24 protein-coding genes are annotated in these 24,394 nt (G+C 37.8%); 4 read left to right on the forward strand and 20 right to left on the reverse strand.

Annotation, left to right across the window (positions count from 1 at the left end; genetic code table 11):
* Positions 1 to 4 precede the first annotated feature (4 nt).
* Both ACK4R1_RS02280 and ACK4R1_RS02285 read left to right on the forward strand, forming a co-directional pair.
* The gene (locus tag ACK4R1_RS02280) at positions 5 to 475 is read left to right on the forward strand and encodes a methylated-DNA--[protein]-cysteine S-methyltransferase (protein ID WP_409683070.1); all 471 of its coding nucleotides are present in this window, start codon (positions 5 to 7) and stop codon (positions 473 to 475) included.
* Between the two features lie 66 nt (positions 476 to 541).
* Complete coding sequence (locus ACK4R1_RS02285; RefSeq protein WP_409683073.1) at positions 542 to 1,255, forward strand: 3'-5' exonuclease; 714 nt, start codon at positions 542 to 544, stop codon at positions 1,253 to 1,255.
* 48 nt (positions 1,256 to 1,303) lie between these two features.
* On the opposite strand, the gene ACK4R1_RS02290 is transcribed toward ACK4R1_RS02285, so the two are convergent.
* On the reverse strand, positions 1,304 to 4,246 hold the full coding sequence (locus ACK4R1_RS02290; protein ID WP_409683076.1) for a S8 family serine peptidase: 2,943 nt from the start codon (positions 4,244 to 4,246) through the stop codon (positions 1,304 to 1,306).
* A gap of 231 nt (positions 4,247 to 4,477) precedes the next feature.
* Here ACK4R1_RS02290 and ACK4R1_RS02295 point away from each other — a divergent pair, with 231 nt between their 5' ends.
* Entirely contained in the window at positions 4,478 to 5,920 is a 1,443-nt protein-coding gene (locus ACK4R1_RS02295; protein WP_409683079.1) for a nucleoside recognition domain-containing protein, read from the forward strand.
* A gap of 167 nt (positions 5,921 to 6,087) precedes the next feature.
* Positions 6,088 to 6,477 (forward strand): hypothetical protein, encoded by a 390-nt coding sequence (locus tag ACK4R1_RS02300; RefSeq protein WP_409683082.1) that lies wholly within the window; start codon positions 6,088 to 6,090, stop codon positions 6,475 to 6,477.
* On the opposite strand, the gene ACK4R1_RS02305 is transcribed toward ACK4R1_RS02300, so the two are convergent.
* The 19 genes from ACK4R1_RS02305 to ACK4R1_RS02395 form a co-directional block, all read right to left on the reverse strand.
* On the reverse strand, positions 6,467 to 7,123 hold the full coding sequence (locus ACK4R1_RS02305; RefSeq protein ID WP_409683085.1) for a 3-oxoacid CoA-transferase subunit B: 657 nt from the start codon (positions 7,121 to 7,123) through the stop codon (positions 6,467 to 6,469). The two genes, ACK4R1_RS02300 and ACK4R1_RS02305, sit on opposite strands and share 11 nt — an antisense overlap.
* Before the next feature lie 34 nt (positions 7,124 to 7,157).
* On the reverse strand, positions 7,158 to 7,511 hold the full coding sequence (locus ACK4R1_RS02310; protein WP_409683088.1) for a four helix bundle protein: 354 nt from the start codon (positions 7,509 to 7,511) through the stop codon (positions 7,158 to 7,160).
* Between the two features lie 32 nt (positions 7,512 to 7,543).
* On the reverse strand, positions 7,544 to 8,242 hold the full coding sequence (locus tag ACK4R1_RS02315; RefSeq protein ID WP_409683091.1) for a CoA transferase subunit A: 699 nt from the start codon (positions 8,240 to 8,242) through the stop codon (positions 7,544 to 7,546).
* Between the two features lie 290 nt (positions 8,243 to 8,532).
* The gene (locus tag ACK4R1_RS02320) at positions 8,533 to 10,845 is read right to left on the reverse strand and encodes a penicillin-binding protein 1A (RefSeq protein WP_409683094.1); all 2,313 of its coding nucleotides are present in this window, start codon (positions 10,843 to 10,845) and stop codon (positions 8,533 to 8,535) included.
* 5 nt (positions 10,846 to 10,850) lie between these two features.
* Positions 10,851 to 11,342, reverse strand: a complete 492-nt coding sequence (locus ACK4R1_RS02325) for a gliding motility lipoprotein GldH (RefSeq protein ID WP_409683097.1) — start codon at positions 11,340 to 11,342, stop codon at positions 10,851 to 10,853.
* Entirely contained in the window at positions 11,320 to 12,516 is a 1,197-nt protein-coding gene (locus ACK4R1_RS02330) for a stage 0 sporulation family protein (RefSeq protein ID WP_409683099.1), read from the reverse strand. Before ACK4R1_RS02330 ends, ACK4R1_RS02325 begins: the two co-directional genes overlap by 23 nt.
* 174 nt (positions 12,517 to 12,690) lie before the next feature.
* Positions 12,691 to 14,049: a rhodanese-related sulfurtransferase gene (locus ACK4R1_RS02335; protein ID WP_409683102.1), complete on the reverse strand. Its 1,359-nt coding sequence runs from the start codon at positions 14,047 to 14,049 to the stop codon at positions 12,691 to 12,693.
* Positions 14,050 to 14,248: 199 nt separating this feature from the next.
* Positions 14,249 to 14,659: a BrxA/BrxB family bacilliredoxin gene (locus ACK4R1_RS02340; protein WP_171221165.1), complete on the reverse strand. Its 411-nt coding sequence runs from the start codon at positions 14,657 to 14,659 to the stop codon at positions 14,249 to 14,251.
* 130 nt (positions 14,660 to 14,789) lie between these two features.
* Positions 14,790 to 15,383, reverse strand: a complete 594-nt coding sequence (gene hisIE / locus ACK4R1_RS02345) for a bifunctional phosphoribosyl-AMP cyclohydrolase/phosphoribosyl-ATP diphosphatase HisIE (protein WP_409683105.1) — start codon at positions 15,381 to 15,383, stop codon at positions 14,790 to 14,792.
* Positions 15,380 to 16,132, reverse strand: a complete 753-nt coding sequence (hisF, locus tag ACK4R1_RS02350) for an imidazole glycerol phosphate synthase subunit HisF (protein ID WP_409683108.1) — start codon at positions 16,130 to 16,132, stop codon at positions 15,380 to 15,382. Before hisF ends, hisIE begins: the two co-directional genes overlap by 4 nt.
* A complete protein-coding gene (gene hisA, locus ACK4R1_RS02355; protein ID WP_409683111.1) occupies positions 16,126 to 16,839 on the reverse strand; it encodes a 1-(5-phosphoribosyl)-5-[(5-phosphoribosylamino)methylideneamino]imidazole-4-carboxamide isomerase in 714 nt (237 codons plus the stop codon). Before hisA ends, hisF begins: the two co-directional genes overlap by 7 nt.
* Entirely contained in the window at positions 16,836 to 17,414 is a 579-nt protein-coding gene (gene hisH / locus ACK4R1_RS02360) for an imidazole glycerol phosphate synthase subunit HisH (RefSeq protein WP_409683114.1), read from the reverse strand. The genes hisA and hisH overlap by 4 nt, the downstream gene beginning before the upstream one ends.
* Complete coding sequence (hisB, locus tag ACK4R1_RS02365) at positions 17,411 to 18,502, reverse strand: bifunctional histidinol-phosphatase/imidazoleglycerol-phosphate dehydratase HisB (protein ID WP_409683116.1); 1,092 nt, start codon at positions 18,500 to 18,502, stop codon at positions 17,411 to 17,413. Before hisB ends, hisH begins: the two co-directional genes overlap by 4 nt.
* Positions 18,499 to 19,512, reverse strand: coding sequence for a histidinol-phosphate transaminase (gene hisC, locus ACK4R1_RS02370; RefSeq protein ID WP_409683119.1), 1,014 nt, complete (start codon positions 19,510 to 19,512; stop codon positions 18,499 to 18,501). The genes hisB and hisC overlap by 4 nt, the downstream gene beginning before the upstream one ends.
* Positions 19,505 to 20,794, reverse strand: coding sequence for a histidinol dehydrogenase (hisD, locus tag ACK4R1_RS02375; protein ID WP_409683122.1), 1,290 nt, complete (start codon positions 20,792 to 20,794; stop codon positions 19,505 to 19,507). Before hisD ends, hisC begins: the two co-directional genes overlap by 8 nt.
* 13 nt (positions 20,795 to 20,807) lie before the next feature.
* Entirely contained in the window at positions 20,808 to 21,665 is an 858-nt protein-coding gene (gene hisG / locus ACK4R1_RS02380) for an ATP phosphoribosyltransferase (protein WP_409683125.1), read from the reverse strand.
* Between the two features lie 258 nt (positions 21,666 to 21,923).
* A complete protein-coding gene (locus tag ACK4R1_RS02385; protein ID WP_409683127.1) occupies positions 21,924 to 23,063 on the reverse strand; it encodes a lycopene cyclase family protein in 1,140 nt (379 codons plus the stop codon).
* Between the two features lie 31 nt (positions 23,064 to 23,094).
* Positions 23,095 to 23,946 (reverse strand): HAEPLYID family protein, encoded by an 852-nt coding sequence (locus tag ACK4R1_RS02390; protein ID WP_409683130.1) that lies wholly within the window; start codon positions 23,944 to 23,946, stop codon positions 23,095 to 23,097.
* Positions 23,947 to 24,023: 77 nt separating this feature from the next.
* Positions 24,024 to 24,359 (reverse strand): hypothetical protein, encoded by a 336-nt coding sequence (locus ACK4R1_RS02395; RefSeq protein ID WP_409683133.1) that lies wholly within the window; start codon positions 24,357 to 24,359, stop codon positions 24,024 to 24,026.
* Positions 24,360 to 24,394: the final 35 nt, after the last annotated feature.

Raw genomic sequence — 24,394 nt, forward strand, 5'->3', positions numbered from 1 at the left:
TCTTATGGAAACCGCATTCATTAAAACACCTTTAGGAGTTGCCAAAATCGTTGGCGATGAAAACGGCATTGCTGTGATTTCAATTTTAGAAGAAGGCGAATTTACCACTACAATTCCACCCGTTTTGCAAGAAGCAGTGCAACAACTACAAGATTATTTCCAAGGGAATAGAAACGATTTCAATTTCAAAATCAACCCATCGGGAACCGAATTCCAACAAAAAGTGTGGCAGGAATTGCTCAACATACCGTTTGGCAAAACGATGTCTTATCTTGATTTATCTAAAAAGTTAGGCGATGTTAAAGCCATTCGAGCTGTAGCTTCCGCTAATGGTAAAAATCCTTTATGGATCGTAGTTCCTTGTCATCGCGTTATCGGTACTGATGGTTCGCTAACCGGTTACGCCGGAGGACTTTGGCGCAAAAAATGGCTATTGGAACACGAAAGCCCAAGCGCACAACAAACACTTTTTTAGCTATTTTTCTTTCATGTTTAAAATAAATCACTAATTTTAAGTCGGTTAATTCTTAATTTTATTTTTATGATTGAAAAAATCCCACTCAATAATATACTCTTTCTTGACATAGAAACTGTTCCCGAAGAAGAAAACTTCGGCGTTTTAGATAATGAAATGAAAGTCCTTTGGGAACAAAAAACCCAGTACCAAAGGAAAGAGGAATACACACCCGAAGACTTTTATGAACGTGCCGGCATTTGGGCTGAGTTTGGTAAAATCGTTTGTATTTCCGTGGGTTATTTTGCCAATAAAAATGACATTCGGAACTTTAGAGTGACTTCCTTTTTTGGCGAAGAGAAAAAGATTTTAAAAGATTTTTCGGCTTTGTTAGACAATCATTTCAATGGTGCCCAACATCTTTTATGTGGTCACAATGCTAAAGAATTTGACATACCGTTTATAGCTCGCAGAATGATTATCAACCAAATTGCCATTCCGGCTAAACTGAATTTATTTGGTAAAAAACCTTGGGAAATCCCACATTTAGATACTTTGGAACTTTGGAAATTTGGCGACTATAAACATTTCACTTCTTTAAAATTATTGACCAAAATTTTAGGCATTCCATCCCCAAAAGGCGATATCGATGGCAGTCAAGTTGCTCATGTTTTTTATGTAGAAAAGGACATCGACAGAATTGTTACCTATTGTGAAAAAGATGTGATTGCGGTAGCACAAATCTTTCTTCGACTCCGTAGAGAAGATTTATTAATAGAGGATGAAATATTGCATGTATAAAAAAAGAGGCCTTTAAGACCTCTTTTTATTAATTATTCTTTATTGAAATTAATTTCTTCTCAAAACGATTTTCTTAGTAACAGTCCCTTGATCATTGGCAATGTTGATTAAGTATACGCCATCTTGTAAATTTTCTATCCCAAATGAGGTATATACTTGATTGGTGTCTTTTGTCATAATTGCTCTTCCTTGTAAATCGTACAAGGTAATCGTTGCTTTATCAGTCAAAGCCGGAATGGCAACATTTACAATTCCTTTGGTTGGATTTGGATATATACTACTATTCAAAATCGGATTAGAAATTACCGAGAGAGCTACTTCAACGCTACAAATGTCAATACTAAAATTATTAATACTTCCACCATCTTCATTGTAAGGATCAACTACTCTTAATGTCCATACACCATCGGCAGGCAAAGTATTCAAAGCACTTAAAGGATTAACTGGTGCAATACTTCCACTGATGGCAGGGTTTCCTGCACAAGCCGGTAAACCACCATCGTCATCCATTGTGCAATCAATGTTAGACTGACCACCACAAGCTTCTTCTAATAAGGTAATGATTGGACTTCCAATGGCCACAGGTCCTTCAAGAACAATAGTCATATCTTGAACCCAAGTGTGCGAAATATTGATATTCACATTTAAATCACCTATAGTGTAACCACCTGTAATGGTTAAAGGGACAGAAGCCGTTGAGTTTGGGACACTACCAATAAAAGCATCAGAATAGTCTTCAGCCGCAAAATTAATGTCACAAACAAGATTTCCGGTATCAAAATAGTAAACTATGGCATTGCTTGTTACGGCTGTACCACAATTGTTTTGTGGAATCACTCTCCAATAATATCTCGTAGCTTCAGACAAGCCTGAAATATTGTATTGGTTATTTGTAACTTCTTCATTAATAAGCAAAGGTGAAAAATTCGGAAATTCGGAAACCTGGATGTTATAAGTCAAGGCATTGGGTTGGGTATCCCATTTTAACAAAGCCGTAGTCGACAATCCGTTTTGTGCATTGGCTGGTGTTTGTAAACCTACCGGTTGGAAAGAAGTTCCGTTAAAAACTCTTAATATTTTGTAACGTGTTTCAGTTTCTGTTGCACTTGTTCCTTTAATACCAACAAAATATTCACCTGGCGATATTCCGGACAAACCGGAAACAGTCATAGTTACGGTGCCGTTAGCACTTAAAGTACTAGGTGAGAAAGTAGCAGAAGCTCCAGTTGGTAAATCTACTGCAGAGAAAGTTGTTGTTCCGCCACCTGATTGGGTGTAGTTAAAAGTATATACCGCATTTTGAGTTGAACAAACGGTTAAGTTATCTGATGTTGAATTGATAGCAAAGTTCGAAGTCAAACCGGTAATAACCAGAGAGAATTTTTGACCACCTGTAACCAAAGTCCCTTTGTGGTTTACCGTTATAGTATACTGACCGGCGGCAGGGTTATCAATTTTAACTTGTTCAACATTGTCAACATTGTTATCCTCGGTTCTAATTGCTGGACTATTTGGATCCCAATCCAATTTCCATGGGAAATATGTTGTTGTATTTCTAACCACTCGAATATCTAAATCATTAACCAAAGCAGGAGTCGGATCATTGGCGCCAAAACCACCGGTATTGATAGCTCCTGGGACATCAGTCCAAGTAATGGAAGCAATTAAAGGTGTAGTTCCGTTTGAGTTTACGGTAATACTATAAACCTGACCATTATTTAGATTTTCTTCTGAAACCCATGAAGATAATCCATTATTAGATATTGCTTCTGCTGCCTTTTTACAGTTTAATAATCCCCAACCAAAAACAGGATCAGGTCCAATTGTACCTGCATCATCAGCAGTATGACAGGCCAATCCTTTTAATGTAGAAGCACGCATAAAACTGTTGGTTAAGTTTTTGTAATGTTGTTGTAATAAAATAAGACTTCCAGCTACATTGGGTGAAGCCATTGAGGTTCCTGAAAGTGCTGCGGTGGCAGTTGTTCCCGAACTACCTGTAGAAGTTACATTGGTTCCGTTACCAGTGATGTCTGGTTTAATTCTTAAATCATCTGTTGGTCCCTGACTACTGGAAGTATTGATTGTTACAGCTGAAGTTAGTGTTCCATCTGCAGCTGTAGTGGCATCTAGAGCATTGGCTACAACCAAATTGTTTTTTGCAGTTTTATTTCCAACCAATTTATCAAATCCAAAAGCAAGTGGTTCTTCATTAGCATTATTACCACCTTCATTTCCTGCAGACATAACCGCTAAATAGTAAGGCGCATCATAGGCAATATCATCCCAAAGATAAGCGGAATAAGTATAAGAACCTATATACCAAGCTGGTAAAGGAGTTCCGGAGCCTGAAATTGGTGTGCCATAAGAGTGGTTAGAAACCAACATTCCTCCCATGGTTTCAGAAACAACTTCAGCATCATCAAAACCCCAATCAAAGGTACGGGCATTGGCTTGAGAAGCCATTCCTTTCACACTGGCAGGGCTTGCGGCCGCCACCATGGTGCCGGTAACGTGAGTAGCGTGTAAAATAACGCTTGTAGTAGTGGCATCAACTGCAACCACTCTGGAGCCAAAAGCATTGTGGTTTGTTCGTACATTACCGCCATCCCAAACTCTCACAGTCATTCCTTGACCATCTAAATTTAGACCCAAAGAACCACCGGTATTTAAATGATTGGTTCTGGTTGTTCGCGCAGCATTTACATTATCTGTTGCGTAATATATTGGCAATCCTTCAGGAGTAAGCGCCATTAATTCCTTAATAGCTCCTTCGGGAGTTTCTTCATAAATTGGCCAATTCCTCTGCTTGGCAATTGCTATGGCTTTTTGTTTTTCAGCCGCAGCTCTATTTCGGTAGGAAGCTTCTTTTTCTTTGAGCTTAGCCATATCATATTCGGCGGTAATTTTTTTGATATCTTCTTGAGATTGCCCAAATACGGAACAAGTAGCAAAAATGATAAGAAGTAATAAAGGATAGTTCTTTTTCATGATTTTCTTAAGAGAATGATTAGTTGGTTGTTAAAGTCTGCAAATATAAAAATCTTAGTGTGAAATGATTGTTTTATTGTTAAATATTCATTATTTTTTAAGATATGTTCAAGACCTGACAAATAGTACTACAGTTAAGTTGGGTTTTTTATAAAAAATATATTTCAATTTCGGTTTAAAAATTTTTGTTATCCAAATTTGATAAATAGTATATTTACCAAAAAACAGATTATGGTGCTCAGTAGATTTTGGCTTGTTATTTTTATCGCCTCCATCACCTTTGTGATTTTCAGTTTATTTTCAGGTAATAGTTATACCATTGATCATATATTAAACGGGAAAAAGGATGATCCGGTTTTAATTTCAGAAGGATATTTAAATGAGATGCCGAAATTTATCCAGGACAGCATCACTAAAAAGGAAGAAAAAACCTTTGTGATTAACCGCGATACGCTTAATGCAGATACAACTTATGTGTATAAAAACAAAACCGTAAAAGTTTATAGTGGCATACAAAAGACAGATGGTCTGTTGCCAACTTGTAAAATGACTTTGTTTGATATCATCCTTCCTTTGATGGCTTATTTGGCATTCTTTTGCGGATTGATGGAACTTTTAATCATTTCTGGGGCTTCCGAAATATTAGCTAGGAAGTTGAGTCCGGTTTTTGCCAAAGTTTTTCCTTCGGTTCCGAAAAACCACGAATCCATATCGTATATGACTTTGAACTTTGCTGCTAATTTCCTTGGTTTGGATTCTGCGGCAACACCATTCGGATTAAAAGCCATGCAAAGTTTACAAGAAATCAATCCCGAAAAAGACAAGGCTAGTGATGCCCAAATCATGTTCATGTGTTTACACGCTGCCGGTTTAACATTGATACCAACTTCAATTATCGGTTATCGTGCTGCGCAAAATGCAGAAAATCCGGCAGATGTAATGTTGCCGTGTATTATCACTTCTTTTATTGGAACCATTGCGGCCATGATCATTGTTGGCATAAAACAAAAAATCAACTTCAAAAGCGCTACTTTACTAGTGGCTTTAATGACCGTTGTAGCTGCGATTGTTGGTTTGTTGTTTTATATTAACGGATTGGATTTAGTAGGTAAAAACTTTTTTACCTCTAATTTATCCGGTTTAATGTTGGTAGTCATTATTGGGTTTACTTTACTTTTTGCTTTTATCAAGGAAAAGAAATTTGTAGAGAGAGAAACTACTGTTTTTGATGCTTTCGTAGTAGGGGCCAATAATGGAATACAAACCGGCGTAAAGATTTTCCCTTATGTATTGGGAATGTTAGTCGCGATATCTTTTTTCAGAAATAGCGGCTTGTTTGATATTATCAGTAACGGTCTTTCCTTTGTGTTTTCTAACATTGGTGTAAGCAAACAAATCACCGATTCTTTACCGGTAGCGATGCTTAGACCTTTCAGTTCTGGTGGTTCTCGTGGTTTTATGATTGATTCGATGCGTACTTTTGGTCCAGATTCCTTAACCGGAAGACTGAGCTGTATTTTCCAATGCAGTGCCGAAACGACTTTTTATGTTATTGCGGTTTATTTTGGGTCTGTCAACATAAAAAACACCCGTTATACTTTGGCTACGATGCTATTGGTTGATTTAATCTGTGTTATCACTGCTATTTTTGTGGCAACTTGGTTTTTTGCATAATTATCGATGTTGTTATTAAGATTGATTAATCATTTTGTTGGAAATACGATCATGTGGTTGTATTATTGTGGTAAGAAATCAATAGATGAAGTTGCTCGAAAAGACAACTCCACGATAGGGTTTATAGCGATTATAGTTGTTTTATTATTAATATTTGGATTTGAATAATGTCTTTTTCTGAATCTTTTACCGAATTTTATAATCAAGTCAAAGCCAGTCTGGCTGATGGAACTTTTGCGAAATTAACACTTGCTAAAACCATTGGTAATACTGATTTAATGAACATTTATGTTCGTCCAATCATTGAAGACGAGATTTTAAAAATGGAACTGAAATACAAATTCCAGCAAGAAGAAATGGTTGAAATCTATGGTATTGATGCGACTCGCGAAAGGTTGGTCACTTATATCAACAATCCATTTTTGTCGGCGATATTGTTTACTACAGAATTTGATTTGACTTATAAATTGAATAAAAAAAGGGCAGTCAGCATAACTGAAAGCCCAAATACTTTTATGAATCCTTCGGAAGTTTTGTCGGAATATCTTAATCGATAATCATCTCCGGGATTTCACCTTCGATAATTAAATCGGCTTCAGTTGAGGCAATAATATGTTCAACCGAAACACCGGGAGCGCGTTCTAAAAGCTTGAATCCTTTGGGTGTAATTTCCATTACAGCTAATTCGGTTACTACTTTTTTCACACAACCAACCCCAGTTAAAGGCAAGGTACATTTTTTCAGAATTTTGCTTTCACCGGCTTTGTTTACATGCATCATCGCCACAATAATATTTTCTGCAGAAGCCACTAAATCCATAGCGCCGCCCATTCCTTTTACCATTTTTCCGGGAATTTTCCAGTTGGCTATATCACCGTTTTCGGCAACTTCCATAGCGCCAAGAATGGTTAAATCTACTTTCTGACTTCTAATCATTCCGAAACTGAAAGCAGAATCGAAAAAACTCGCTCCGGGTAAAGTCGTGATGGTTTGTTTTCCGGCATTAATGACATCGGCATCTTCTTCACCTTCAAAGGGAAATGGTCCCATGCCAAGCACACCATTTTCAGATTGAAATTCAACCGAAATATCGGTACGGACATAATTAGCGACCAAAGTCGGAATCCCGATGCCAAGGTTGACAAAGTATTTGTCTTTGACTTCTTGGGCTATTCTTTTTGCAATATCGTTTTTATCTAACATGATTTGATGATTTGAAAATTTGATGATTTGAAAATTAAGACTTCTTGCTGGTAGAGATAATTTTGGATAAAATCAAATTTATAGATTGTATTTCTTTAAATAATTCTTCACTTGGGCTAGGATAAAATTCAGACTCTTTACATAAGGATAACCAGTATTGAATTTCATCAGCTTCTTTTGCTGCAATTTTAAATTTATGAATAAAATCAGCTTTGCTTTCTGCATTTTGTGCTTCTCTTATGTTGGCTCCAATAGATGTACCACTTCTGAAAATTTGAGATGCCATTTCGAAACGATTAGTTTCTCTAATTGCTTCAGCAAAGACAATAATCTTCAAAGCAAAATCAAAACTTAGTTTTACAATTAAATTGTCTTTGTCGTTTCTCATCTTCAAATTTTCAAATTAACTCATTTTCAAATTTAACGTTGTCTAACAGTTCTTTGCTCAATTCTTTTCTCAAATTTTTCGCCTTTAAAAATGCGTTGCACCATAATGCCGGGAATGTGAATTTGATTCGGGTCGAGTGAACCAACCGGCACTAATTCTTCTACTTCGGCAATGGTGATTTTAGCAGCACCGGCCATGGGTGCGTTGAAGTTGCGTGCGGTTCCTTTGAAAATTAAGTTTCCGGCTTCGTCGCCTTTCCAAGCTTTTACGATGGCAAAATCAGCTTTGTAAGCCAATTCCATGATGTGCATTTTGCCATTGAATTCACGTACTTCTTTACCTTCGGCGACTTCAGTTCCGTAACCTGCCGGAGTGAAAAATGCAGGAATTCCGGCTTGTGCAGCGCGACATTTTTCGGCTAAAGTGCCTTGCGGCGTTAGTTCAACATCTAGTTCGCCGGAAAGCATTTGGCGTTCAAATTCGGCATTTTCTCCTACATAGGAAGAGATCATTTTTTTGATTTGTCGTTTTTGGAGTAACAATCCCAATCCGAAATCATCAACACCGGCATTATTGGAAATACAGGTTAAATTGGTAGTGCCTTTTTGTACCAATTCGGCGATGCTGTTTTCGGGAATTCCGCAAAGACCAAAACCACCGAGCATGATAGTCATGTTGTCTTCGATGCCTTGCAGTGCTTCATGTACAGAGTTTACTTTTTTATTAATCATGATTGATTAGTGTTTAGCGTAATTTGTTTGTGCCGTAAATTTAGGAATTTAAAAGAGAATAGAGAAAGGATTTGTTTCCGGCCATTTAAAATAAAAATTCCGCCTGCAATGGTAGACGGAATTTTAAATTTATTTTATCGGATATCCACGGTACATTTATTTTGTTGTCATTCCATGCAGTTCGACCAAGGTTTTGATTCTCAATAGCCCCGATGGGAGCGGCATCCTTTTGTATCGTTCCCAAAACGATACAAAAGATATAGTGTACAGCGGGAAATAGCTCCTAAATTTTACAATTGAAAGTCATCAATGTTTTGGTCTTCTTCCAGAGGAACTGCTGTAGAGTCATTTTCGATTTTAGGTCGAGACCAACAATCTACTTTGATAGAAAGATTATCGGGCCTTTGGAACGGGTCTTTTGAGATTTGTAAATCTTTGTCTTCATAACATTTTTTCATCATATAGCCCCAAATTGGTAAAGCGGCTGTTGCGCCTTGGCCATAAGTAATACCTTTGAAACGAGCAGATCGATCTTCACAACCCACCCAAACACCGGTCACCAAATTGGGAACCATACCAATAAACCATCCATCGGATTGATTTTGAGATGTTCCGGTTTTACCCGCGATAGGATTGGTAAACATATAAGGATAACCTGTCCAACGTTTGTCACCGCTCCCACCGCCTTGGGTTCTTAAACGCACACCCGAACCACTTTCAGTTACGCCTTCTAACAATTTAATTACGGCATAGGCGATGTCTTTGTTCAACACATCATGTGAATCAGGAACCGGTTCGTAAAGAATAACCCCGTTTTTGTCTTCAATTCTACTGATAAATTGCGGTTTGATGTAAACTCCTTGGTTCGCAAAGGTGCTGTAAGCTGCTACCATATCTTCCACGGTAATCTCAACGGCACCTAATGCAATAGAAGGTTGGGAAGGGATCTCGGATTTTACGCCTAGTTTTTTGGTCAGATTTACAACAGCATCCGGTCCGGTTTTGTCAATTAATTTGGCCGAAACGGTATTGATTGAGAGAGCCAATGCTCTTTTTAAAGTTACCATCCCGCGGTATTCACGATCGGAGTTTTTAGGCTCCCAATCTTTAGTCACGTTGTGTCTTCCTTTGTGGATCATGAACGGACTGTCGATAATAGAATCGCAAGGTGACATGCCCAATTGTTCGATAGCTGTAGCGTATACGAAAGGTTTGAAAGTTGAACCGACTTGTCTTGCGCCTTGACCAACATGATCGTATTGGAAGTATTTATAATCGATACCGCCAACCCAAGCTTTGATGTGTCCGGTTTGTGGTTCCATCGACATTAATCCGGCTTGCAGGAAGTGTTTGTAATAACGGATCGAATCCATTGGCGTCATTAATGTATCGATTTCACCTTTCCAGGAAAATATTTTCATCTTGGTTTTGATGTCGAATGAAGCAATAATTTCGTCTTCTGTTTTGTCCATGTCTTTCATCACACGCCAACGTTCAGAGGATTTCATTGCTTGACGGATGATTTTTTTGGTTTCTTCAGGCGTAATATTAATGAAAGGAGCATTTTTGTTGTTTTTTTGCTCTGCAAAGAATTCTTGTTGAAGATTTTTCATGTGTGCTTGGACCGCTTCTTCCGCATGTTCTTGAATTTTAGAATCGATGGTAGTGTAAATTTTCAGGCCATCACTGTAAATGTCCCAATCGCTACCATCGGGTCTTTTGTTTTCTTTGGCCCAATTTTTCATATATTCACGAAGAAATTCACGGAAATAAGTTGCCGTTCCTTCTTTGTGACTTTCAGGATGGAAGTTTAAAACGATAGGTTTTATAGCTAAAGTATCTCTTGACACTTTATCCAAAACTTTGTTTCTAACCATTTGGTCTAAAACCGTATTTCTTCTGTTTTTTACTTTTTCCAAACGTCGCAATGGATTGTAAAGCGAAGGGTTTTTTAGCATCCCAACAAACATAGCTGCTTCATCAACGGATAAATCTCGTGGTTCTTTTCCGAAATAGACTTTGGAAGCCGAACGAATTCCAACCGCTGTATTGACAAAATCAGCTTTGTTTAAGTACATGGCGATGATTTCGTTTTTGGTGTATTGGCGTTCTAATTTAACAGCAATAATCCATTCTTTTGCCTTTTGAATGACACGATAGATAAAAAATTTTGAGCCTTCACCATGAAAAAGTAATTTGGCTAATTGTTGGGTTAAGGTACTTGCACCACCGCTACGTCCTAATTGTAAGGCAGCACCGAAGGTTCTTTTGGCGTCAATTCCTGAATGCTCATAAAAACGCTCGTCTTCGGTAGCGACTAAAGCTTTTACCAAATGCGGCGGTAAGTCTTCGTATTTGATTGGTGTTCGGTTTTCGTTGTAAAATTTACCGATAGTTACACCATCAGAGGAAATGATTTCGGTGGCTAAATTAGATTCCGGATTTTCTAAGTCTTCAAAGGACGGCATACTGCCAAAAAATCCCCAAGAAGCCAAAAAGAAAAACAAAATCATTACACCAAGTCCGTAAACAAACAACTGCCAAAATTTCTTTTGGTAGTATTTAATATCTTTAACTGTTGCGGTATTATTTTTTTGAGCCATATTTTTTATTCTGTAGATTCTATTCTGAAACCAACATCGAAAATTCCCGGGAGTGAAGGAACACCTTCTATTTTCCCTGTTTGTCTTACTGCGTGTTTGATGTGAACTTTATAAATCCCTTTTTGTGTAAATTGTTGTTTGTCTTTATAAAACAATTTGTTTTCTTTTACGTCGGTAAACCCATTTCCAAGAAGCGTGCCATCAGGATTGGTCATTTGGTATTCTAAGGTGTCTACTTTTACTTGTCGATTCGGTTGTTCTAAAGAAACAATTAAAAACAAATTGTTAAACGGATAATCATCGTTATTTCTAACGTTAACATACAAATTATATAATTTTTTAGCGTCTAGTGTTGGCAATTCAAAGGTGACAATGCTGTCTTTGTGCCATTCCTTTCCGACGTATTTGTATTCGTCAAAGACTCTTTTTTCGTCGCAAGAAAATAAAAGTACCGCGACCAATAGCAGCATGAAACTATTTCTTAATCTTAGGCTCATTTTTATTGTCGGATGAAGGTTTTTTATCGGCGCCAAAAGGTTTACGCTTTTTATTCTTGTTGTTGTTTCTTTTCTTATTTCGAGGTTGGTCAAAACGAGTTAAACTCTCTTGTCCCATCGCGTTATTGAAATCTTTTTCAGGCTCCGCTACAATTTCAATAGCAAAGTCTTCCAATGAGCTTACTTTTTTGCCTTGTTTATTTTGGGCTACAATTTCTTTGACTTGGTCAATTTTCAACACATGCCAATTGGCAAAATTGTCAAAATAAGCAAACCACATCAAACCTTTAAAAATGTCTTGTTTTTGACAAACAGCATCGCCTTTTTCGGTTTTTAATTTGGTTTCAAAATCCGGAAAATCTTTTAAGGCATCCATGTAAGTGTCTAATTCATAGTTCAGACAACATTTCAATTTACCACATTGACCGGCTAATTTTTGAGGATTTAATGACAATTGTTGGTAACGTGCCGCTGAGGTATTCACACTTCTGAAATCGGTTAACCAAGTCGAGCAACATAATTCTCTTCCACAAGAACCAATGCCGCCAAGTCTGGATGCTTCCTGACGGAAACCAACTTGTTTCATTTCGATTCTGGTGCTGAATTCACGAGCGTAATCTTTGATTAATAAACGAAAATCTACACGGTCATTCGCTGTGTAATAGAAAGTTACTTTAGAACCATCGCCTTGGAATTCGATATCAGAAATCTTCATTTCCAATTTGTGCGCAATCGCCAATTCACGGGCTTTTACCTTCATTGGTTCTTCCTTGTCACGAGAATCACTCCAAATATCGATGTCTTTTTGAGATGCTTTTCGATACACTTTAGGGATTTCAGGGCTGGTGTGATTGACCCCTTTTTTCTTCATTTGAATTTTTACCAATTCGCCTGTAAGCGTTACAATACCTACATCGTGACCGGGTGAAGCTTCAGTAGCCACAACATCTCCAATGCTTAAGGTGAGCTTTTCGGTATTGCGATAAAATTCTTTTCTGCCGTTTTTAAAACGCACTTCAATACAGTCGAAAGGCGCTTCTCCATTGGGTAAACTCATGTTTGAGAGCCAATCGAAAACGGTTAGTTTGTTGCAGCTATCGGTGCCGCAGGTCCCATTATTTTTGCATCCTTTTGGCGCACCGCCATCGGAAGTTGAACAACTTGTACAAGCCATAATTTGGATATAGGTATGTTTGTCGCATCGTTTAAATAACGAAGCTACTTATCATAAACGTTAAAAGTGTAAAGATAGTATATTTAAATGTTAAAAAACAAAAGAGAAAGTCCAAATTCAAAGAGCATTTTGGCCGTTGAAATTTGGACTTTTATGAGGGAAAAAGGCTTGTTGTTATACAATAATCTTAAATAATTTATCCGATAACCGAACTCTAAAAGGAACTTCAAAAGTGACTTTATCGCCGGGTTTGGCAATTGTACTTTCTTGTCCATTCACCAACATTTTATCCAAAATTAATTCTTCGTTTCCAGTGGTTGGTCCAGAAATTAGGATTTTATCACCAAGATTTAGGTCTTGATTTTCAATGATGAAAAGGCCTACTTGGGCTTTTACGTAGTAATGTTCGGCTTTGGCAACTAATACTTTTTTTACCTTTATTTTTTGACGAATATCAGTTGGTTTTTTGGCTGTAGCCAATGCGATATCAGACAGTTCGCCGGAATGTTTGAATTTCAAGTTCTCAGATTTTCCTTTGCGGAATACTTTATTGCCAACTTGCTTTCCTCGTCTCAATTTTACTTGTTCGGCCAAAGGTAAATGCGTGATTTCCAGACATTCATTGGAACAACAATTTTCCATCGCCGCTTTACAATCGTCACATTGGATAAATAACAAATGACAGCCGTCATTGGAGCAATTGGTGTGATTGTCACAAGGTTTGCCACATTGGTGACATTGCGAAACGATATCATCGGTAATTCTTTCGCCTAAACGATGGTCAAATACAAAGTTCTTCCCGATGAATTTGCTTTCCAGATTTTCTTCCTTGATTTGTTTGGCATAATTGATAATACCGCCTTCCAATTGGAACACATTTTTAAAACCTTGGTGTTTAAAATAGGCGGAAGCTTTTTCGCAACGAATACCACCGGTGCAATACATCACCAAGTTTTTATCTTCTTTAAAATCTTTTAATTGTTCGTTGATGATAGGCAAACTTTCTCTAAAAGTTTCTACATCGGGAGTAATTGCTCCTTTGAAATGTCCAATTTCGCTTTCGTAGTGATTTCTAAAATCAACTACAATGGTGTTTGGATCTTCTAAAATTTGGTTGAATTCGTTGGCTTTTAAATGCACGCCAATATTGGTTACATCAAAAGTGTCATCATTTAAACCATCGGCTACGATTTTGTCCCGAACTTTTACGGTTAACTTTAAAAACGAATGGTCATCGTGTTCTACAGCCACATTCAAGCGGATGTTTTTCATGAAATCATAGGCTTCTAAAGTGTCGCGAAAAGCTTCAATGTTTTCAGCCGGAACCGACATTTGGGCATTGATGCCTTCTTTGGCTACATAGGTTCGACCAAGTGCATCGAGTTTGTTCCATTGGATAAATAAATCGTCGCGAAATTTTTTGGGATCTTCAATTTTGGCGTACGCATAGAAAGACAAAGTCAGTCTTTGTTTTCCGGCTTGATCAATAAGCTCGGCTCTTTCTTCTGCGCTTAAGGTGTTATACAGTTGCATGCTATAAACGTTTAAGTGAGAAATAGGTTGTGAACTCTAAATGGAAGAATTCGGTGCAAAGGTACATTTTTAAAATAAAAAACCCAACCGAGTAAACGATTGGGTTTCTTTTTCATAGCATTTCTCCCATTTAGCATGGCATCTTATTCAAGAGACGCAATTCAACAGAAAAGGTTGCGTGATGTGTAAAAATTTTTTTTTAGCAGAATTCTGCGTAAGCATCTTTTAGGTTTTCAGCGATTAATTCTGCCGGACGACCTTCGATGTGGTGACGCTCTAACATGTGAACCAATTCGCCGTTTTTGAACAAAGCCATGCTTGGCGATGATGGCGGAAAAGGAAACATTTCTTCTCTGGCTGCATCAACGGCTTCTTTGTCAACACCGGCAAAAACAGTGATTAAATGATCCGGTTTTTTAGCGCCGTCTAAACTCATTTTAGCGCCCGGACGTGCATTTCTGGCCGCACAACCACAAACTGAATTTACCACAACTAAAGTGGTTCCTTCTGCTTTAATAGCGTTTTTTACATCGGCTGCTGTATATAGTTCTTGAAAGCCAGCTTCTGAAAGTTCAGCGCGCATTGGCAATACCATTTCTTCTGGATACATATTCTTTAATTTTAAATTTTAGATATTAAATTTAGATATAGAAATCTTTTGCAAAGATAATGAGAAATCTAAAGGTATTTTTTAAAGAAATGATAAAGATTTGTTATTGTTTGATAGTTTGAAAACGGTTTTATTTATTCTTCATTCTGGACCTTAAAATATTTTCCACCTTTTCTAATCCAAACCCTTTTGCTTTTAGCAATATTAAATAATGAAAGAGCAAATCGGCAGCTTCATTGAGAAACAAATCCGGGTTGTTGTCTTTGGCTTCAATCACCAATTCTATGGCTTCTTCACCTACTTTTTGGGCTATTTTATTGATGCCTTTTTGCAAAAGTGACGCCACATACGATTCAGAAGTTGGGTTTGAAAAGCGATTTTCAATTACGTTTTCCAATTCTTTTAGTAAAGAGATTTGTGGTTCAGTAGCAAAACAGGAAGTTGTTCCGCTGTGGCACGTTGGCCCGTTTGGAATGACCTTTATTAATAGCGTATCTTGGTCGCAATCTTCTTTGATGGAAACAACTTTCAGGTAATTTACCGAAGTTTCGCCTTTAGTCCATAATCGATTTTTGCTTCGGCTTAAGAAGGTTACAATCTTTTCTTGTTGGGTTTTTTGCAGTGCTGCTTCATCCATGTAACCCAACATCAACACTTGTTGTGTTTGGTTGTCTTGAATAATTACCGGAATTAATCCGTTATTTTTAGAAAAATCTATAGTCATCGTACGGGAATGTTTTGGGTTTTTAAAAGGGTTTTTAATGCTGTAATCGGCACTTCATTAAAGTGGAAAATACTGGCTGCTAATCCGGCACTGACTTCGGTTTTGGTGAATAATTCGACAAAATGTTCTGCATTTCCTGCACCACCGGAAGCAATAACCGGAATGGAAACAGCCTTACTAATTTCATTTGTGATGTCTAATGCAAATCCATCTTTGGAACCATCGTTGTTCATGGAGGTTACTAATAATTCTCCGGCGCCAAGTTTCTCTACTTTTTTGGCCCAATCAACAGCGAGTATTCCTGTTGATTCCGTTCCGCCTTTGATAAAAACGCACCAATCGTTTTCAACTTTTTTGATGTCGATAGCGACCACTAAACTTTGGCTTCCAAATTCATTAGCTATTTGAGTGATTAATTCCGGATTCAAAACGGCAGCTGAGTTGATACTGACTTTATCCGCGCCAGACTGCAATAACAATTTAGCATCTTCTACCGATTGAATGCCGCCACCAACCGTAAAAGGAATATTGATTTCTTTGGCTAATTGGGTAACCATTTCGGCTAAGGTTTTTCGTTTTTCTAAAGTGGCACTGATGTCTAAAAACACCAATTCATCGGCTCCGTTTTTCGAATAAAATGAGGCTAATTCCACCGGATTTCCTGCGTCTTTTAGTGCCAAAAATTGAACGCCTTTTACCACGCGTCCGTCTTTGATATCCAAACAAGGAATGATTCGTTTCTTTAACATAATTCGCGTAGATTTTCGATTGTAATAGTGCCTTCATATAAGGCTTTTCCGATGATGGCGCCTTCGCAACCGATGGTTTTTAGGGTTTCTAAATCGCCTAAAGTCGTAACGCCGCCGCTGGCAATTAAGTTCACTTTGGTCTTTGTTAGAATATCTTGGTACAATTCGTTTGATGTTCCTTGCAACATGCCGTCTTTAGCAATATCGGTACAAATAACTGTCGAAATTCCTTTGGCGATGTAGTTCGAAATGTATTCGATAACATCCAATTCTGAAGTCTCTAACCAACCTTGAGTTGCGATTTTTCGGTTTAAACAATCGGCACCTAAAATGATTTTTTCGCTTCCGAATTCGTTTAGCCAACTTAAAAACTCAACAGGATTTTTCGCCGCTATACTGCCGCCGGTGACTTGATTCGCGCCGTTTTCAAAAGCGATTTCCAAATCTTTACGCGATTTTAATCCGCCACCGAAATCAATTTTCAAATTTGTTTTCGTAGCTATTTGATAAAGCACTTTATGGTTAATGATTTGGTTCGATTTCGCACCGTCTAAATCCACTAAATGCAAATATTGAATACCGTGGTCTTCAAAATATTTAGCAACTTCCAACGGATTTTCGTTGTAGATTTTTTGGGTATTGTAATCGCCTTTGGTCAAACGGACGCATTTGCCGTTGATAAGGTCTATAGCCGGAATGATTCTCATAATTTCAAAAAGTTTAATAATAATTGTTCGCCAGCATTCGATGATTTTTCAGGATGGAATTGCGTGACATAAAAATTATCTTTTTGCATCGAAGCGCTAAATGGCAAGATATAATTGCAAACAGCGGTGGTTTCTTGACAGATTTCGGTATAGTAACTGTGCACAAAATAGAAATCTTCTTCGTTTGAAATTCCGTTATACAATTCCGAATTTAATCCTGAAATGTTGTTCCAACCCATGTGTGGCACTTTTAATTTGGGTTCAAATTTCTTAACGTTCGCTTCAAAAATCCCTAAACAGGTTGTATCGCCTTCTTCCGAAAACTGACACAATAATTGTTGTCCAAGGCAAATGCCCAAAACCGGTTGCTTGAGGTTTTTTATCACTTCGTCTAATCCTTTTTCTTTTAAGTATTTCATGGCTGAACTCGCTTCACCAACACCGGGAAAAATTACTTTTTCGGCCTGTTGGATTAGCTTTGGTTCATCGGTTACTATACTCGAATAACCCAATCTTTCCAAGGCATTTTGCACGGAAGAGATATTGCCCGCATTGTATTTTATAATGGCTATCATAAGATTCCTTTGGTGCTTGGGATGTTATTAGTTCCGTCTTTTTGAACCGCCATTTTTATGGCTTTGGCAAAGGCTTTGAAGATGGATTCGATTTTGTGGTGCTCGTTGTCGCCCTCGGCTTTGATGTTCAGATTGCATTTGGCGCCATCGCAAAACGATTTGAAAAAGTGCGAGAACATTTCGGTAGGCATTTCGCCAATCTTTTCTCGGGTAAATTTAGCATCCCAAACCAACCAAGAACGGCCACCAAAATCTAAAGCCACTTGTGCCAAACAATCATCCATTGGTAACAAAAAACCATAACGATTGATGCCTTTTTTGGAACCTAAAGCTTGGGAAAAAACGTCACCCAAAGCAATCCCAACATCTTCAATCGTGTGGTGTTCATCGACATACAAATCGCCTTTGACAGCAATGTTTAAGTCGATATTGCCGTGTTTGGCAATTTGGTCGAGCATGTGGTCAAAAAAACCTAAACCGGTGTTGATATTACTTTTCCCGTTACCATCTAAATTGATTTGAACGGTGATTTCGGTTTCTTTTGTAGTTCGAATAATTTGTGCTGTTCGAGGTTCTGCTTTCAAAAATTGGTAAATCGTTTCCCAAGAAGTAGTCGATAAAACCGCTCCTTCATTGGCTTCAGCCGAAATAAAAATCGCCTGACTACCTAAGTTTTGGGCCAATTGGACATCAGTGATTCTATCGCCTATGACAAAAGAGTTTTTTAAGTCGAAATTGCCTTTGACGTATTGTTGTAACAAAGCCGTTCCGGGTTTTCGGGTGGGTAAATTTTGCTCCGGAAACGAAACATCGATAATCACATCGGCAAATCGGATGCCTTCGTTTTCAAAGGCTTTCAGCATTTTATTGTGAGCCGGCCAAAAGGTGTTTTCCGGAAATGAATCGGTTCCCATGCCGTCTTGGTTGGTGACCATCACTAATTCATAATCGAGTTCTTTGGCGATGCGCGACAAGTATTGAAATACCTTCGGATAAAACTCGAGTTTTTCCAAAGAATCGACTTGAAAATCAATCGGCGGTTCCAAGATTAACGTGCCGTCTCGGTCTATAAATAATACTTTTTTCATACGGTTATTAGTTGTAAAGCATATAGCAATTGTTGATTTTCTCTAGGTGTTCCAATGGTAATTCGGATTGTGTTTTGAACTACTGAACTTCTATTTCGCGTGATGATTTGTTGCTCGATTAAACTATTGTAAACCGCAATGGCATTTTCCATTTCAACCAATAAAAAATTGGCTTCTGAAGGATAAATTTTGATTACAAAATCTAAGGCTAAGAGTGATTTTTTAAGCAATTCCCGTTCGACTTTTATCAAGTCAACATTCGCTTTAAAATTAGCTTCGTCTGCGAGCGATTTTACAGCAGCTTCTTGGTTTAACTGACTGACATTGTAAGGCGGTTTCACTTTATTCATTACCGAAATAATAGTTTCATTAGCATAAGCAATGCCAACGCGAACCGCTGCCAAACCTCTTGCTTTACTGAAGGTTTGCGAAACGATTAAGTTAGAATATTGCTTGATTTTGGAAACCAAAGAAGGTTGTTCGCTAAAGTCGATGTACGCTTCATCCAAAAAAACAATTCCGTTAAAGTTTTCAATAATGTATTCCAGATTTTCTAATGAATTTCCAGTCGGATTGTTGGGCGAACACAGGTATAAGATTTTCGCTTTCTGTGCCAAAATCGCTTCGGTGTTCAACTGAAAATTTTCGGTTAACGGAATCGAAATGAGGTCAACATTATTGATATTCGCATACACTTCATACATGCCATAAGTTGGTGGACAAATGATGATTTTATCTTCATTAGGTTCGCAAAAAACGCGTTGGACTAAATCGATAATTTCGTCGCTGCCGTTGCCGATTAGGATGTTTTCAATCCCAACTTTCTTCTGACTGCTTAAGATTTGTTTCAAGCGCCATTGGTGCGGATCAGGATAGCGGTTTAAATTGCCGAACGGATTTTCGTTGGCATCTAAAAAAATGCCTTGGTTGCTTTTATATTCGTCTCTCGCACTTGAATAAGGCTTGAGTGAAAGTATGTTTTTTCGAATGAGATTGGTGATATTATCCATTTTGTAATTTTTTTAATCGAATGGAAACTGCGTTTTTGTGGGCGTCTAATTGTTCAGCGGCAGCCATGATTTCAATGTTTGGACCAAGGTTTTGTATGCCATTTGAAGTCAATTTTTGAAACGTGATTTTCTTGACAAAACTGTCTAACGAAACGCCGCTGTAATTCTTGGCATAACCGTTGGTTGGTAAGGTGTGATTGGTTCCGCTGGCGTAATCTCCGGCGCTTTCACAGCTGTAATTTCCAATAAAAACTGAACCGGCATTTTCAATGAAACTGATTCTGTTTTCAGCCTCTTCAATGGCTAAAATCAAATGTTCGGGGGCGTAAAAATTACTGAAAGCTATGCCTTGTTGAATCGTGTCAAAAACGATGGCGCGACTGTTTTCCAACGCTTTTTCGACTACGGATTGTCGTGGCAAAATTGCTTTTTGTTTTTCGATAGCTGTAGCAACTTTCGCCACAATTTCTTCGGAATTCGTCACCAAAATTACTTGGCTATCGCCACCGTGTTCGGCTTGGGAAAGCAAATCGGAAGCAACGAATTCAGCATCGCAAGTGTCATCTGCAATGACTAATAATTCACTTGGTCCGGCCGGCAAATCGATGGCTAAACCTAATTGTTGCGCATATTGTTTGGCTGCAGTTACATATTGATTTCCGGGTCCGAAAAGCTTATCCACTTTCGGAATTTCATTGGTTCCAAAGGTCATGGCAGCAATCGCTTGGATACCACCGACTTTATAAATTTGCGTCACACCGGTTAATTGCGCCGCATACAAAATGGCCGGATTGATATTGCCGTTTTTATCGGGTGGCGAACATAGGATGATATTTTTACAACCTGCAATTTTCGCCGGAATGGCCAACATCAACACCGTGGAAAAAAGCGGTGCCGTTCCGCCCGGAATGTAAATACCAATAGTATCGATTGCGCGACTTTCTCTCCAACAAAATACGCCCGAAGTGGTTTCGATTTTGGTTGGGATTTCTTTTTGCGATTGGTGAAAGCGTTTGATGTTTTCGGCGGCAATTTGAATCGCACTTTTTAAATTAATGTCAATTTCAGCCACAGCTTTTTCGATTTCCGTTGTTGATGCCGTAAAATTTTCAATAGAAACACCATCGAAAATAGAAGTGTATTTTGCTACTGCGACATCACCATTTTTTTGAATGTCGTTAAAAATCGATTTTACAGTTTCGTTCAAATCGGCCGAGGAAACCGTTTGGCGTTGGGCCAAATCTTGCCATTGTTCTGGAGTTGGATTTATATATGTTTTCATTTTTTTAATTGAATTAGCGAATCATTTTTTCTATCGGAATAATGAGAATGCCTTCGGCACCGAGATTTTTGAGTTGCTCTATGATTTCCCAATAATCGTCTTCACGAATCACCGAATGCAAACTGCTCCAGTCTTTGTTAACCAAGGGCAAAATGGTCGGTGATTTCATTCCGGGAAGCAACGAACAAATATTGTCGATGGCGGAATTCGGTGCATTTAATAAGATGTATTTGTTTTGTTTTCCTTCTTGAACCGATTGGATTCGGAATAATAATTTATTAAGAATGGCTTGGGTTTCTTCTGTCAGATTTGGATTGGCAATGAGTACGGCTTCGCTTTTAACCACGGTTTCGACTTCTTTTAAACCATTCATCAACAACGTGCTTCCGGTGCTGACAATGTCGAATACAGCATCGGCTAAACCTATACTAGTGGCTATTTCGACGCTTCCGCTGATTTCTTCGATATAGACTTGGATGTTGTTTCGATTGAAAAAATCGATTAAGATTTTAGGATAACTGGTGGCGATTCGTTTGTCTTGGAAATAACTTAAATCGGTATAGTTTTCGTCTTTCGGAATAGCCAAAGACATGCGGCAACCGGCGAAACCTAATTGTTGAATCACTTTTACGGCTTTGCCTTTTTCCCAGACTTCGTTTTCGCCTAAGATTCCAATGTCAGCAACACCTTGTTCTACGTATTGCGGAATATCATCATCGCGCAGAAACAAGATTTCAACGGGAAAATTTTGGGCAACGGCTTTGAGTTTTCGTTCGCCATTGGAAATTTTGATGCCACATTCTTCGAGCAATTGTAGTGACTTTTCGCTTAGTCGGCCACTTTTTTGAATCGCAATTTTTAAAGTACTCATTTTTAATTGAGAATAAAATCTGAGTATATCGCGAAGTGTATAAATACAAAAAACCCGTCTTGATATACTCAGACGGGTTTTTAATTATGTTTTTGGATTAGCTACAATACATCATTAACTCGCCTGGTTGCAAGAATGATGATGATGGAATTGAGCAATAATCGTGTTCATGTTTTTATTTTGATGGAGCAAAACTAGCCATAACTTTCTTGTGAAATGTTATTTTTTATAAAGTTTAACATTTGTTCAGAACATTTCTTAGCGTAGGATTCTACTAAACAGTGCTTTAATGAATAGCATTTTCGGGCAACGCCAAATGACTTGTAAATCTTCGGCAAAGGAAGTTTCTTCGTCTAAAAACTTAAAGATAACGGCGGGATTTCCCTTTTGAAACATGGCTGAAAAAATAGTTGAGCCCAACTGGTTTTTTTGGTCTAAAATATCCAAAAGCAGTAAATCGTAGAACCAAAATTTATCGGTTTTGTGAAACTTTGTTAAGTCGTTTTCTTTAGACAAAAATGACACTAAAGCTTTCGATTTTTTGACAGTATTTTTAAAAGTATAACCCGTACTGGCTTTCGTCCAACCGCCGGCAGAACCAATGTTTAGAATATTTTTTGAATTATTTTTCCAAAAAGGATAACAGGTCATCGGGATATTGCCTTGTTCTTTTTCGATTAATTCGTATTCGGTGATGCCTAACTTCTGAATGTAGTTTTGAATTTCCGATTCGTATTCTTCCATTGGCAATAAGTTTTTGGAGAACAAAGTATATTCCAATAAAGCTTCGGTTTCGGAAGTCGGCAACACATACATGAATCGCGTATTGCCTTTTTGCTCGACTGAAAAATCCATGAAAGTAGCACAATCGGCAGTAAAAACTGGTTCCTTACTTTTGATAAACCAACCGATAAAATGCTGGTGTAAAAAAGGATATTTAGTTTGATTTTTAACTAATTCCGTGTTGAAAATCGAGTTGAAAATTTGGTTACAAGTAAAACTTTCTTCGGCTGTTTTCACGACACAATGATTTCCCAGTTCTTGAAAATCGAGTACTTTCTGGTTAAGGAAAGTGATGTTTTTTGCTTTGGCAATCAAGTCGAAAACGCGTTGGTAAAAATCCAAGCCGTTGACCATTTTGTATTGGTACGGATTTAAGTTTAGTTGTCTTTCAAAGGATTCGTTTTTGAACCAAGCTGAGTTCCATTTGGCGGAAGCCAAATCATCGAATAAACCTTTATCGTCCCAAAAACACCAAGTGCGATCGTTCGTTTTTTTGGAGTTTTCGTCAATCAACAAGATGGATTTGTCTTTGAATTTTCCGGAAAGAACCATTTCATACACCGTCATTAAAGCGGATAATCCTGCGCCGGTAAAGATGTATTGAAAATGCTGCATCGCTGAGTTTTGACCCACAAATATACTTGTTTTATTTGTGCTTAGGTTCGTAAATTAATCTTAAGAAAGTACTGAATCGCTCATTCTCTCTTTTGATTGGGATTCCGGTTACTATACCAATCAGTAAATTCTCGGCGATACCAACTCTCATTTGTGGTCGAATAATCATATCGAAATCGCTTTGATCCATTTGTTTGTTGAATTCGATTCCTATGAAATTCCGCGTTCCATCAATCATATAATGAAAGTTTGAATTGATTTGCCAAAGCGTATTCGTTGTATTGTCTTTGAAATGATGTTCGAAAAGCGGACCGGTGTATAACAACGTGTGGAAATTTTGTCCCCATCGTTTGGCTGCAACAAAAAATGGATTGTAGACGTTTCCTGTAAAAAGAGGGCTGTTTTTATAGTTGTTAAATTCATTCATTTCGAATTCGTGAATGTAACCTACAGCGAGTGAAGTTTTGGCTTTCTCTGAAACTAAAAAGGTATATTGAGTAGCCAATTTGACACTGTTGAGTTTACTTTGTGGTGCCAAAGTGTTTTGCTCAATCGGATAATAAAAGGAAAATGGAAGTTCTACTTCAAAACCCAATCGGTCGATGGGCGCCCATTCATATTCAACTAAGGCGTTGTATATATCATAGCTTTTGTTGTCTGTAATTCCGAAGCCGAGATTCCATTCTTTTTCTCCTTTTCGAGCCCCTAAATCTCGGATTAAATCGATATACAATGGTTCAGCATGCAGGATTTTTGCCGGTTCTTTTCTCTCCTCGACTTCATGAATGTAAAGGCTGTCTAAAAGATTGTTTTTTTGTTCTGTATTTTGGGAATGCGTAATAAAGCAGGTCAATAAGCCTACCATAAAAAGTGTGTTTTTCATTTGAAGGAATTTAAAATTAACAATAGGAATTTGCTCTTTATTTTAATTAAAAAAGAGTAAGTTGCTTGAATGTTAAATTAAACTTCCGGCGGAGGTGAGGATTTTTTGTAACAAGGTAGTTTTGCTTTTTGGGTTGTCCAAAAGGAAAACGATTTGGCAAAGCTCGTTTTTTCTTTAGAAGTTTCCACAGTTACATTGTTTAAAACAAAGAAATCGAGGTGGAAATTTTTTTTAGTCGAAGATTGTTCATTATTGTCATTATCGTCCATCTCTTGGATTAAGTTGTCGTAATTCAAAATCTTTTCAATTACAATCTCCACGATACTTTCTTGGTCGTTAAAAGACAAATCTTCAGCTTTATAGGATACAACATCGGGCGCATCAACACTAATGTTGAGGATATAAGCAGCCATGAAAAAACATAGCGTTCTTGTTATTTTAGCCCGAA

Origin of the sequence: Flavobacterium sp. (genome assembly GCF_046293665.1) — a bacterium.
GTDB lineage: Bacteria > Bacteroidota > Bacteroidia > Flavobacteriales > Flavobacteriaceae > Flavobacterium.